Origin of the sequence: Methylobacterium sp. WL7, assembly GCF_008040085.1 — a bacterium.
Taxonomy (GTDB): Bacteria; Pseudomonadota; Alphaproteobacteria; order Rhizobiales; family Beijerinckiaceae; genus Methylobacterium; species Methylobacterium mesophilicum.
This window is the reverse complement of record NZ_VRVG01000018.1, coordinates 1-12505: the sequence shown is the minus strand read 5'-3', so window position 1 is coordinate 12505 and position 12505 is coordinate 1. Positions and strand designations below refer to the sequence as shown.

The window sequence follows — 12505 nt, the reverse complement described above, 5'->3', positions numbered from 1 at the left end:
TTCAGGCGCCGACGGTTTTGAGAATGGTGCCGAAGGAGCTGCTGCCTGTGAGGCGCGCGGTATCGACGACGGTGCGGATGGCAGCTTCGCCCTTGGCGGCCCACATCGCGCGGTAGCCGTTGGTGACCTTTCGCTGGATCACGGATGGGCGCAGCAGCCGCTCTGAACCGTTGTTGGTTGGTTCGACCGAGCCGGGATGAGCAAGGAAGACGAGGAGCTGATGGCGAGCTCGGCCGATCTTCGCTTGCAGGGCGCGGGTCAGGTCGCAGCCGCTTCGTGTGGCGAGGATTGCGCCGAGTTGCCGATCCAAGGTCCGGCGTTTGGCAGCAAGCGTCGAGGTGGTCAGATCGGTGACGCGCTCGGCTATGGCGAAGACAGAGTGCAACCAGAGCTGCAGACGCCAGGGCACGGGATCATCGCTGGTCTCGACGGCGTAGGCGACGTCGCGGGCGAGATGGGCGAGGCATGTCTGATGGGCGGCGGCGTGCCCCTGCTGGGCGGTGTAACGGTCCGAGATCCAAATCGCGGGCCGATGCCCGTCCATCATCTCCCGCACCACGATGGCGCCCCGTGTCGGGGAGGCCGTGTGTACCACGGCGTGCGCCGAATGGAACACCCAGTGGTAGGCGTTGCTGCCCTCGATACGCACGCCGGTCTCGTCCGAGGCGACCACCGTGGCTTAGCGCAGGCTCGAGACGGCCTCGTCGCGACCGGAGCAGAAGCACTTCTGCGCGCGCTGGAGAAGGTTCATCAGCCCGCCCTGGCTAAGCGTTAGCCCGAACAGGTCGGAGAGCGCCGCCTGCAACCGCTCGTAGGAAAGCGCCTGGAAGGTCTTGAGATAAGTGGCAACCGCATGCAGCCGCGGGCCGAAGGGCGTGCCGCGTGCCGCCTCCGGCACAGGTGCGATCACGCGCGCCCCGCAGGTCGGGCACTGCACTGCCAGCCGTTGATGCTGGGTGACGACCGGTGCGACTTCCGGCAGCTCGATCCGTTCGGAGAGGCTGACGACCTCGGTGGGAAGGTCCCCGTGCAGGCCGCCGCCGCAGCATGCGCAGCGATCTGGGCGATGCGCGACGACAGTATCGGGATCCTCGCTCATCACGCGGTTGTGGCCTTCGTGCCCGGGCTTGGCCCCACCGGGTTTGGCCTGCTCGCGCCGCTCCTTGCGATCCGTCGCGGGAGGCTTCGACGAGGTGCGCGAAGTCTTCTCCGGGCGCTGCATCCGCAGCACCACCTCATCCTGAGCTTGTCGAAGGATCGATCAGCTCTTCGCGTCTCAACCGCTCAAGATCGCTTCGGCCCATCTCACGAAGGAATCAGCGAAATCCACCCCGCGCAAGGGGGTGGGTAATTACGACGGCGTGAGATCACAGAACCAAAATCCAGATCTCGCAAGCGGGTACGCCGTGCTACCTGCTATCGATCCTCACCCTTGCACCAAAGCCGTTAACGCCTGATGCTTGGCCCCTGACAATCATTTAAAGAAAGAAAATCTCCATTGTGGTGTTATCGTAGTAGCAAGCTGTCCGGCTCAGCGACGGCTTGCTCGAATGATGGCCCCCAGTCGCCGTCCGTACATTCAGATTGCGTGTTCGTCTATCGGGCCTGGCGCCATTTCAGGTAGGCATGATAGACCTCTTCCTTGCCGGCCAGCGGGCTGGACTGCGAACGGAAGAATTGGTCGAGATCTGGTTGGGAGGCGACGTGCTGCTCGCTGTGGTGGTCAAGCCAGTCTTGGGCGGGCTGGAAGCGTTTCCAACCACTCACCGAGGCTGCAAGATTAACCTCGCGCCATTTCGGATGCCGTTGCGGGGCCTGGAATTTGTCGAACTGACCGAAGAACGCGTCGACGAAGCGGACGAGCTTGTCGTAACGCGGCGATCCCCGCGGGCTGTTGTAGACGCCTAGTACCGTGCCGACGGCGACGGTCTCGACCGCGTCTTCGTTCATAAGCTTGGGATAGTCGGCACGGTCGAGGCTGGCCGGCACGTAGGCTTCGCTGATCGTGTCCGGGTAGGGTGCCTTGACTAAGTGGAAGCGGTCCTCGGGATCGAAGCCAGCGATGAATGCTACCGGCTTGGCCGCCACCGAGACAACCGCCTGAATCTCGCCCTTGCGCAACAGCTCAAGGGCGGTCGGTTGGTCGACGTTGATCCCTTCCACAGCGATGCCGAGTTCGCGGAACATCGCCCGGCCGCTGTAGTCTGTGCCGCTGCCCTTAATGTCGAAACTGACCCGCTTGCCAGCGAGGTCGCTGGCCGACTTGATCACATTCGGCGCGATGATGTGTAGTTCGTCGTCAAACAACTTGGCGATGAATTGGATGTGTCGCTCGACGTTCTTCAGGCGCTTGTCCTGACGTAGCTGCTCTAGCGTATCAGTGCGCACGAAGCCCAGATCCACGCCCTTCAGGAAGCGGATGTCGTAGGCGTTCTCGCCCGCGCCCTTGCCGAGGATTGGCAGGATCCGCAGTTTGTCGCCGTCATCCAACACGAAAGCGAGGTCGGCGCCGACGCGGAAATAAGTCCCGCCCGGCGTGCCCGTCACAACCGTGACGGTACTTGCGTTCATGTGCTCGCCGAGGGAGGCCTCCGTCAGTGCCCCGGTGTGAGTGGCGGGTTCCACAGCCTGCGCGGTGGAGCCGATTGTGAGGGCCGCAAGGCAGACGAGAGCGGCAAATTTGATAAGCCTCGACATATGCGTATCCTTCGATGATCGTCCGACCGGCCTCAGCGGCCCGTCGCGGCGAGTTGCCGCTCATCCGTCCGGCCCTGGTCGGCGGCCTTCGCGTAAAGGTTCCGGGCGCGGTCGGGGTCCGACCGCAGGCCGCGCACCTTCCAGGCCCGATGCATCTCGGGGTCCCAGGTCTGGGCCAGCAAGAAGGTTGCGTTCGGCGCGTTGCGCGATTGGGCCCGCTCCAGCAGGAGCCGCGCGCCACTGATGTCGCCGAGTCGAATTAAGCCCTTGGCCCGCTGCACGAGCGGGTCGGGGCCCGTCGACGATTGCGCGGGCGCCGAAGCGGGTGGGAGATGGGCCTCCTCGACCGCGCCGTCCGGCCTGGGGCCGGGCGCACGGGACGGCGCCGGACGGGTGATCGCCGCGGTACTCTCGGGGGCGGCCGGGGCCAGCACCGGCACGGCGCCCTCGCCGGTCTGGAGAGCGATGGCTTGGGATGCCAGGGTCTCCGAACGCATCGGAAGTGCGTGCCATTCGGGCTCAGCATGTTCATCGGCGGCACCGATGCGCAACCGGTGTTCTGCAGCGAAGTTGACGGTTAGGCGGCTCGACGTGACATCGATGTGACCGCCGGATTCCGGAGTCCAGATTGCCGCGACCGCAAGCGAGAAACTGCTCTCGCGCTGATCGCTCTGTGTGATCTGGATCTTCGACAGATCCCACGCACTCACATCCACGTCGTTGTTGTCGCTCGACGACGAGAAAGTGTTGCAGGAATCGTTGATCGTCGCGCCCCGGGGCAGACCGAGCAGCTTGATTGCCTCGATGTAGACGTTCCGCACTCGGACCAGCTTGATCTCCAGCGGGAGGGCAACGCCGAACGTCCCCGAGGCATTTCGAGTCTCGATCAGGAGATCCGACGCCTTGGTGCGCACCAGATCCTTAGCGCTTCTATTGTCCGGGACCGCAGACTCAGAGTGTTGGCGCTTATCGGAAGGCCGTGCCGACACGGCTGGTGACAACCAGATCGTCACAGCAATGGCTACCGCTGTCGGCGTGCGTCCAGCTCGTATTGGGCGGGGCGTTTCCATCGGATGCACTCCATGCTGGGCGCATTCTCAATCATATTTTTGATGAATAAAGTAATATTTAGCAAAACCCAATAAGGATAATTCTCTACACGGCGTCGTTGCACTGTTGGGATTATAGTCGCCGTAGCCTGTAACGGGACTGTGCTTACGGGAAGGGGGGAAAGGGCTGCCGCTGCGCGAGCGTCCGGCGTGGCTGCGGACGGTGCGTTTCGACTCCCGACCCGTCAGATCCGTGGCGCGCTTTCGCCGCCGTTGCCGTGCCCGTTCCCAGTGCCGAAGTTCCCGTGGCCGTTCGATTGATTGCCGTTGCCGTTGTTCGAGCCAGTGTTGCCGTTGCCGTTGCCGTTGCCGCCGGCGGGCCAGATCTGTCCGTCCGGCCGCACGAGAGCGGTCGCGACGCCCGGCGCTGCCTCTGCGCCCGAGGGAATGAGCAGGCTCAGAGCGAGGATGGTGAGGGATTGGTACATCGGCTGCTCCATCGAGCTTGTTTGTGGCTCCTGAAGTGCGGCGGCGGTCCGGCGTCAGAGCGCTTTGAGACCGACCGCCCAAATTTTCCCGCCTTCTTAGGCGTGGCGCAGCCGCCTCGAAGGAGTGCTCTGGCCGACCGCCCGGGCTCCGGAGATCATGTCGGGGCCCGCTGACGCGGGCACCTCAGGAGGGTGGCGGAGGCGGGCAAGACCCAGTCTTAAAGAGGCTCCGGGAGCCACGCCATTCCGCGTGGTGCGCCTGCATCGCGCGTTGCGCCACATCCGGTCATCGGTGCACCCTAAGACGTAGTGGTTTTAGAGCGCTTGCCGCCGAAGTGGATGCCGGTTCGGCGTCAACGAGCGCATCAAAAAAAAATGTTTAAATTCACGGCCCGATCCAACTTGGTCCGCCACAACTCTAGCGACGGAAGAACGACGGCAGGAATGAGTTCCCATTGAGGTTCCCGTTCCCGCCACCGATATTGCCATTGCCGTTGCTGCTGCCGCCGTTGAGATTGCCGTTCCCGGCGCCGACATTGCCGTTCCCGTTAGACGAGCCGGAATTGTAATTGCCATTGTAGGCACCGACGTTGTTGCTGCCGTTGCCCGAACCGGTATTGCCGATACCGTTGAACGCGCCCGTATTGCCGGTTCCGCTGTTGAACGCCCCGACATTGTTTGATCCGGTGTTAAAGGCGCCCATATTGCCGTTCAGGACGGGCGTGCCGGTGCCGTTGCCGTTGCCGGTGCCGTTGCCGGATCCGGTGTTCCAATTGCCGTTGTTGTTGCCGTTGAGGGATCCGAAATTTCCGTTACCGTTCCCGACGCCGTTCCCGATGGCGTAGATCTGAGCTTGCGCCGGAAGCGCGGCCGAACCGACCAGCCCGAGAAGGGCCAGGGGAAGGAATGGAGATTTCATCGCGCTGCTCCCTGTTCCGCGCCGGGCGGTCCCGGGCGCGCATCCACCTCCGACGGCCGTCCGGATCGGGACGGCCGTCGCCTCGCGAGCCTCAGCCCGTGCGGTCCACGGGCGCTGAGCCCTGGTCTTGGATAGCCTAGTTCCGGCTGCCGTTCCGGTTTCCGTTGGAGCTGCCGAAGTTGCTGTTCCCATTGAGGGTGCCGTTGCCGATGGCAAAGGCATTCCGGTTGCCGTTGAGGTTGCCGTTGAGGTTGCCGGTGTTGAGATTGCCGTTGGCATTCCCGTTGCCGATACCGAAGAAATTGGCGTTGCCGTTGAGGTTGCCGTTGCCCGAGCCGGCGTTGGCATTCCCGTTCAGGTTCCCGTTCAAATTGCCCAGGTTGAAGTTACCATTGCCATTGCCGTTCAGCGAGCCGGCATTGGCGTTGCCGTTGCCGTTGCCGTTGCCGGAACCGAGGTTGCCGTTGCCATTGCCGTTGCCGTTACCCACCGACTGAGCCGACGCCATCGAGGGCATGCCGGCGAGGGCGAGGGCGGCGACGGCCGAAAGCAGGATTATCCTCATCGCGCATTCCTCCTGTCCGAAGCATGCCCAATCCCGTGTTGGGCGGGCAATGCGGTGTGTTGCTCCGCTTGAACAACGACTTCAGGTTGCTGTGCTCGATCGGCCGTGAATAGCCGTAAATCTGAGCTAACCTTTGCTGGTTACCCCTTTTGGATGATGAAAATCACAATTTATTATCATCGCGTTCGGCAACTTTTGCTGCAATGCGGTATATCCGTAAACTATTGATAGTAATCTGTTTATATGGAAAACGGCGCGCCTCGTAAAACCAGTATATTGACGTGAATTTTCTCGCTAATACAGGTTTCGATACGATGTCGCGTGTTGTATGATGTCTAGAAATTGGGCAGCGTCCGGCACGCAGCTGGGGCGCGCACGGATGGAGGGGAGGCAAGGCGGTGCGGGAACTGGAAGGCGGCGGTTCCGAACGGCAGACAGGGGGCCGGAACAGTCTCTCGGCCCGCGATCTGCGCGAGACCCTCGCAGAGGTCGGCATCTGCACCTGGTCGCTCAATCCCACGACTGGGCGGGTCACCGTCTCGGAGAACTGCCATCAGGTACTCGGCGTGCCTGCCCGGAGCCTGTCCGATCACGACGCCTTCCAGGCCGTCGTGCATCCCGAGGATCGTGGCGCCCGGGCGGCGGCGGTCTGCTGCGCGCTGAATCAGGGTGGCCGATACAGCATCGAGTACCGCGTCCGTCAGGCTGACGGCGAGGTCCGCTGGGTACGTTCCCAGGGCCGGGCCGAGCGCGGCCGCGGCCCGGCAGCGACCCGTTTCCGCGGTATCGTGTACTGCATCGACGAGCGCCGCCAGGCCGAGGCGCGCCTGCAGCGGCTTCAGGCAGACCTGATCCATGTCTCGCGGCTGTCCGCCATGGGCGAGATGGCCTCGGCGCTCGCCCACGAACTCAATCAGCCGCTCGGAGCGATCAGCAACTACGCAGCCGCTTGCGACCACTTTCTCGCGGAGCCCGGGCCTGTGCGGATCGACGAAGCCCGCGACGCGATCGCCGCGGCGACCGGGCAGGCGCAGCGCGCGGGGGCGATCATCCGGCGCCTGAGGGACTTCGTGACCCGCGGCGAGACCGACCGGCAGTTCGAGAGCGTGGCGGGGCTCATCGGTGACGCCTGCGATCTCGCCTTAATTGGGGTCGGCGAGCAGGGCGTCGAGGTGCGGATCGATCCCGGTCCGCCCGGCGCCCGGGTTCTAGCCGACCGGGTGCAGATCCAGCAAGTCTTGGTCAACCTTATTCGGAATGCCTGCGAGGCGATGCGCGACAGTGCGCGCCGGTACCTGGCAATCACCGCTGCCGTACAAAATGACGGCGTGGTCCGCATCAGCGTCTCGGATACCGGCCCAGGCATCCCCGCGGCGATCGCCGACACGCTCTTCCTGCCCTTCGTCACGACGAAGCCCACCGGGATGGGCGTCGGATTGTCGGTGAGCCGGTCGATCGTGCACGCCCATGGCGGCGGGTTTTGGGTGGACAGCACCGCCACGGGGGGCGCCACCTTCCATTTCACCCTGCCCACGGTTGAGGACTAACATGACGATGGTCCCTATCTCGACGATCCACGTCGTGGACGACGACGACGCGATGCGCCACTCGCTCGTGCTCCTCCTGGGCGTGTTCGGGCATCGCGTCGTGGAGCATGCAGGCGCGGCGACGTTGCTCGACGAGCCAGGCCGCCTGAACGGCTGCGTCGTGGCCGACCTGCGTATGCCACACATCGACGGGCTTGAGATGCTGGTCCGCCTCCGGGCCGCCGGCGCGACGGTCCCGATCGTGATGATGACCGGACACGGGGACATCCCCACCGCAGTGCGGGCCATGAAACTCGGGGCCTGCGACTTCCTGGAGAAGCCGTTCGCCGCCGCGCTCCTTCTCGACGCGGTGCGGGAAGCCCTCGCGGTCAGCAGCGGGGCGGAACCAGCCAACTATGATGACGCGGCCTTCACCGCGCGGGTGAGCCGTCTGACCGGGCGGGAGCGCGACGTTCTCGATCTCGTCTTGCTCGGGCACACCAACAAGGAGATCGGTCAGGTCCTTGAAATTAGTCATCGCACTGTTGAGATCCATCGCGCTAAAATGATGACAAAGACGGACTGTGAGTGCGTCCAAACATTGGTGCGCATGGCCGCGCGAAATGCGATGGTATGATCACTTGCTAGTAGAATTTTTCAATGTAAGAACGTTCACAATGCGAACCAAGCCAGTTCTATATAGTTCACAATGCATTTTAATGTATACTGAATTTTGAATCTGACACATACGTATTGATACTTAAGGGTTCGATTTGAGTTTCCAAGCACAGAAACATCTGTAATTAATTCACTAATCCCCGGGCCATGGAGCCCGAGGCCACTGCCACGAGACCTGGGTCGTCCAGGGCCTACAGGGCGGACAAGCGGGAGGTCTCGCACGTGGCGCGTTGGTTGCCTGACAACCTGATGACGCTCGGCTTCGCGGCGGTGGCCGCCTTCGCCCTGCTCACCTACGTCAATCCCGATGTCGGCGGCTTCGGCTCCGCACCAGGCGGATCGCCGGCCGCGGCTGCGGCCACGATCCAGGAGACCGCCGCCGCAGCGCCCGAGCCGGGCCGGTTCATCACGGCGACGATCCAGCGCGGCGCCTTAGAGCAGCTCATCACTGCCACCGGCACCGTGCAGCCCGTCGATACGATCGAGGTGGGCTCACAGCTTGCGGGACAAATTGCCAAGCTGCATGTGGATTTCAACGACCGCGTCCGTCTAGGGGACCCGCTCGCCGAACTTGATCAGCGCAGCTTCGTCGCCAAGGTCGAGGAGAACCGGGCTGCTCTCGAGATGGCAGCGGCTAACGTGAAGGTTCAGCAGGCCCGGCTCGACCGGGCCCGGATCGACCTGGACAACGTCCGCGGCACCAAGGCTGTGCTCCAGGCCAAAGTCGAGAGCGCGCAGGCCGTGCAGCTCGCCGCTGAGCGCAATCTCGATCGCAAGGTCGCCCTGCGTGCCCGTGAGGTCGCCGCGCCCGCTGCCCTAGAGGAGGCGCAGACCGATCTCACCTCTCGGAAGGCACAGGCGCGCGAGGCGAGCACAGTGCTTGACCTCAACGGTTTCGCGGTGGAAGGCGCCGTCGCAGAGGTTCGTCGCCTCGAAGCGGAATTGACTCAGGCCCGCGCCGCTGTGCCCCAGCGCCAGGCGAGCCTCCGGGGCGCCGAGATCGACCTTGACCGGACGGTAATCCGCTCGCCCATCGAAGGCGTCGTGGTCGGCCGCTTCGTCAACCAAGGCCAGACCCTGGCGGCGGGTCTGGAAGTCCGCACCGCCTTTAACATCGCCAAGAACCTCGCGGAGATGGAAGTCCATGCCCGCGTGGACGAAACCGATATCGGGCGGGTCGCGGCAGGGCAGCGCGCCACCTTCGGGGTGGACGCCTATCCTGGCCGGCGGTTCGAGGCCGTCGTACGCCAAGTCCGCAAAGCGCCGCTCGTAACGCAAAACGTGGTCACCTACACGGTGGTGCTGAAGACCGACAATCGCGACGGCTTGCTCCTGCCCGGGATGACCGCCCTTGTAAAGCTGACGATCCACAAGGATGAGAACGTCCTAAAGGTGCCGCTGGCCGCCCTGCGCTTCCGACCGGAGGGTAGCGCGGCGCGCGACTCGGGCGCGCCAGCTGTTTGGGTGCGGGGCATCGATGGAAACCTTGAAGCGGTCCGGGTTGAGACCGGCGGGATAAGTTCCGACCTCGTCGCCCTGCGGTCAGCGGGGCGCCTGACTGAGGGCAGCGAGGTCGTGATCGGGCAGGCCGAGCTACAGGCGGGTCACCGTCTGTTCGGTGTACGGCTGGGGTTCTGAGATGCCGCTCCTCGCCCTCGAAGCCGTGCACCGGACGTTTCGGGTCGGGACCGTATCGGTGCCGGTGATCCGTAACATCACCCTCGGCGTCGAGGCGGGCGAGTCCGTCGCCATCATGGGGCCGTCGGGTTCGGGCAAGAGCACCTTGATGAACATGGTCGGGCTCCTCGACCGCCCGACCTCGGGGTCGATCCGCCTCAACGACGAGGACACGGCGCGACTCTCCGACGACGCCCGGGCTCGGATGCGCCGGGATTGGATCGGCTTCATATTCCAGTCTTACAATCTGCTCCCGCGTAGCACCGCGGTGGAGAACGTGGAACTGCCGCTGATCTATGCCGGCATTGCATCGCGTCTGAGACGGCTGCGTGCCCGCGCCGCCCTAGAGGCGGTCGGCATGTCGGTCCGGGAAACGCATTTCCCCTCGCAACTCTCCGGGGGTGAGCAGCAGCGCGTGGCGATTGCCCGTGCCCTGGTGGGCGATCCGGCGGTCCTACTGGCGGACGAGCCGACTGGGGCGCTGGATAGCCGGACCGGCGCCGAAATCCTCGCCCTGTTCCACCAGCTCAACCGCGGCGGCCAAACCGTGGTGATTATTACCCACGACGCCGCTGTCGCCGCGCAATGCGCGCGCACTGTCCATCTGCGCGACGGTGAGGTCGTCGATGATGTGCATAAGGGCTTCAAGCGGGCTGACGCCGCATGAGCCTATACCAGACTCTCCTTGTGGCCCTCCGGTCCCTGCGCCTCAACCCGATGCGCAGCTTCCTGACCATGTTGGGCATCGTTATCGGCGTCGCCTCGGTTGTGACGGTGCTGGCGATCGGCAGCGGCGCGCAGGGACGGGTCGCCGACCAGATCCGGGCCGTCGGCGCCAACGTCCTGATGATCAATCCCGGCACCGCTAAGAAGGACGGGGTCCGGCTCAAGGCGGGAACCCGCTTGACGCTAACGGAAGGTGACGTCGACGCCATCCTGGCGCAGGTGCCGCAAGTCCGCGCTGCGGCCGGATCCTTGTCGGGGAGTGCGCAGATCGTGCGCGAAAACAAAAACTGGAACACGACCGTCAACGGCACCACTAACGGGCATTTTCTCGTGCGCGACTGGTCCGTGGCGTCCGGGCGCACCTTCAACGGCACCGAGCAGAACAGCGCCGCCAAGGTCGCGATCCTCGGCAGCGTCGTGGCCAAGGAGTTGTTCGGGCGCGACAACCCAGTCGGGACCGAAGTTCGCATCATGAGCGTGCCGTTCGAGGTGGTGGGCGTGCTTGACCCCAAAGGGCCGGACCAAGACGATGTCGTGTTCGTCCCCCTGGAGACCGCCAAGCTCCGCTTTCTTGGCAGCGCGAGCGGGGTCAATCGTGACGCCGTCGCCTACATCGTCGCCAAGGCCGTCTCGGACGAGGCAATGGCCCGGGCGCGCACCGAGATTGAGGAACTCCTGCGCCAGCGCCACCGCATCACCGACGGGCAGGAGGACGACTTCAAGGTCTCAGACCCGGCCGCCGCTATGGACGCGCAGCGCGGCGCCACGCGCACGATCGCTCTGCTGCTCACCTCGGTGGCGGGGGTGTCGCTGCTGGTCGGCGGCATCAGCATCATGAACATCATGACGGTCACCGTGACCGAGCGCACCCGCGAGATCGGGATCCGGCGCGCGGTCGGCGCCCGCGGGGCAGACATCCGTCTCCAGTTCCTGGCCGAAGCCCTGGTGCTGTGCCTGCTGGGCGGGCTGGCAGGCGTCGTTGTCGGAACCGGCGTCTCACTCACCGTCGCGCGGTCGGCAGGCTGGGCCACAGTCATCGACGCGCAGGCCATCCTGCTGTCGGTTGGGTTCTCAGCGCTGGTCGGCTTGTTCTTCGGATACTACCCCGCCCACCGGGCCTCGCGACTCGACCCGGTCGAGGCGCTCAAGATCGAATGATCAGGTCCCGTCGGGCATGTCCCGCCGCAGAAGGAGGTCACGATGCTCCAACCGTTTGCCCTAAACGCTCTCTCTGATACTCGAATCACGCTAACCGTACGAGAGCAGGAGATCATCAGGCACATTGCTCAGGGCGCGCAGAACGACAGCATTGCCTATAAGATGGGCATTTCGGCCAACACGGTGAAGACGCATATCGGCAACATTATGCGTAAGTTCGGGCTCCACAATCGGACCCAGATCGCGATGCTGCTCACGCCCCGCCTGGTGACGTTGGCGCCTGCGACGCACCTGAGCGCGCTGGCGCCCCGGTCTGCGCCCTAGCGGGCGGAGCGGGCCGCCGACCGGGCTCCGCGTGGGAGCGCCGGCGGCGCTTCGCGGGCGGGCGCCGGGCGAGGAGATCATCGGGCTCAGTCCGGACCTCCTGATCGAGATCGGCGATTTCCGCGTAGCCTTCGGGGGGCGTGAACCCGACCATCCGTTGCGCCTCGGCCCCGGGGCCGGAGAGGCAGCGAACGCCCTCGACGGCGAGCGCCAGAGCGACGTCGGGATCGTTGCACAGGATCTGCGTGGCCGCGGTCCGGTGGCCGAGGCTGTACAGGGTCCGGGCGTAGAGCCGCAGGTTGCAGCCCTTGTCGGTCAGGGTGCCGCCGATGGTGACGCCGAACCCAGGACCAGCTCCGCCGACGCTGGCGCTGCCAAGACAGCTTTCGATGCCCGCCGCCGCGAGCCCAGGCGCCCATACACCCGGCGTGTTCCGGCCGCTGCCGCTGCCGCCGATGTTCACCGAACTCGACGAGCCCGCGGCAGCCGCGGACGCCAGGACGTTGTTGCTACCATTCCCGTTGCCGTTACCGTTGCCGGCTCCGGAATTGCCAATCCCGTTGCCACTTCCGGATTGGGCCTGCACGGCCGTCGCCATCAGGAGGGCGAGCACGAGGAAAAGCGGACGACGCACGAGCAATCCTCACCTCGGCGATGCGTAAACGAAGCCACGCGAGATCTATACATCGTTCGAGAGT

Annotated in this window: 12 protein-coding genes and 1 pseudogene; 6 read left to right on the top strand and 7 right to left on the bottom strand. The window is 64.6% G+C overall.

What is annotated here, in order from left to right:
- Nucleotide 1: 1 nt before the first annotated feature.
- The 6 genes and pseudogenes from FV233_RS07450 to FV233_RS07425 form a co-directional block, all read right to left on the bottom strand.
- Nucleotides 2–1304 (bottom strand): annotated as a pseudogene (locus FV233_RS07450) (IS66 family transposase).
- Nucleotides 1305–1596: 292 nt separating this feature from the next.
- Nucleotides 1597–2697, bottom strand: a complete 1101-nt coding sequence (locus FV233_RS07445) for a TAXI family TRAP transporter solute-binding subunit (protein WP_147897086.1) — start codon at nt 2695–2697, stop codon at nt 1597–1599.
- 32 nt (nt 2698–2729) lie between these two features.
- Nucleotides 2730–3611, bottom strand: a complete 882-nt coding sequence (locus FV233_RS07440; protein WP_246689931.1) for a hypothetical protein — start codon at nt 3609–3611, stop codon at nt 2730–2732.
- A gap of 380 nt (nt 3612–3991) precedes the next feature.
- Nucleotides 3992–4234, bottom strand: coding sequence for a hypothetical protein (locus FV233_RS07435; protein WP_147897084.1), 243 nt, complete (start codon nt 4232–4234; stop codon nt 3992–3994).
- Between the two features lie 418 nt (nt 4235–4652).
- On the bottom strand, nt 4653–5153 hold the full coding sequence (locus FV233_RS30195; RefSeq protein ID WP_187278069.1) for a hypothetical protein: 501 nt from the start codon (nt 5151–5153) through the stop codon (nt 4653–4655).
- A 136-nt stretch (nt 5154–5289) separates the two neighbouring features.
- Nucleotides 5290–5718, bottom strand: a complete 429-nt coding sequence (locus FV233_RS07425) for a hypothetical protein (protein WP_147897083.1) — start codon at nt 5716–5718, stop codon at nt 5290–5292.
- A 407-nt stretch (nt 5719–6125) separates the two neighbouring features.
- On the opposite strand from FV233_RS07425, the gene FV233_RS07420 reads away from it, so the two are divergent.
- From FV233_RS07420 to FV233_RS07395, 6 genes are all read left to right on the top strand, one after another.
- Complete coding sequence (locus FV233_RS07420; protein WP_147897122.1) at nt 6126–7265, top strand: ATP-binding protein; 1140 nt, start codon at nt 6126–6128, stop codon at nt 7263–7265.
- A gap of 34 nt (nt 7266–7299) precedes the next feature.
- A complete protein-coding gene (locus FV233_RS07415) occupies nt 7300–7881 on the top strand; it encodes a response regulator (RefSeq protein ID WP_348642223.1) in 582 nt (193 codons plus the stop codon).
- A 290-nt stretch (nt 7882–8171) separates the two neighbouring features.
- Entirely contained in the window at nt 8172–9560 is a 1389-nt protein-coding gene (locus FV233_RS07410; RefSeq protein ID WP_147897082.1) for an efflux RND transporter periplasmic adaptor subunit, read from the top strand.
- 1 nt (nt 9561) lies between these two features.
- The gene (locus tag FV233_RS07405; RefSeq protein WP_147897081.1) at nt 9562–10266 is read left to right on the top strand and encodes an ABC transporter ATP-binding protein; all 705 of its coding nucleotides are present in this window, start codon (nt 9562–9564) and stop codon (nt 10264–10266) included.
- A 50-nt stretch (nt 10267–10316) separates the two neighbouring features.
- Complete coding sequence (locus tag FV233_RS07400; RefSeq protein WP_246689930.1) at nt 10317–11483, top strand: ABC transporter permease; 1167 nt, start codon at nt 10317–10319, stop codon at nt 11481–11483.
- A gap of 42 nt (nt 11484–11525) precedes the next feature.
- Nucleotides 11526–11807 (top strand): helix-turn-helix transcriptional regulator, encoded by a 282-nt coding sequence (locus tag FV233_RS07395; protein ID WP_147897079.1) that lies wholly within the window; start codon nt 11526–11528, stop codon nt 11805–11807.
- Here FV233_RS07395 and FV233_RS07390 read toward each other — a convergent pair.
- Complete coding sequence (locus tag FV233_RS07390) at nt 11737–12441, bottom strand: hypothetical protein (protein ID WP_147897078.1); 705 nt, start codon at nt 12439–12441, stop codon at nt 11737–11739. The two genes, FV233_RS07395 and FV233_RS07390, sit on opposite strands and share 71 nt — an antisense overlap.
- Between the last annotated feature and the right edge of the window lie 64 nt (nt 12442–12505).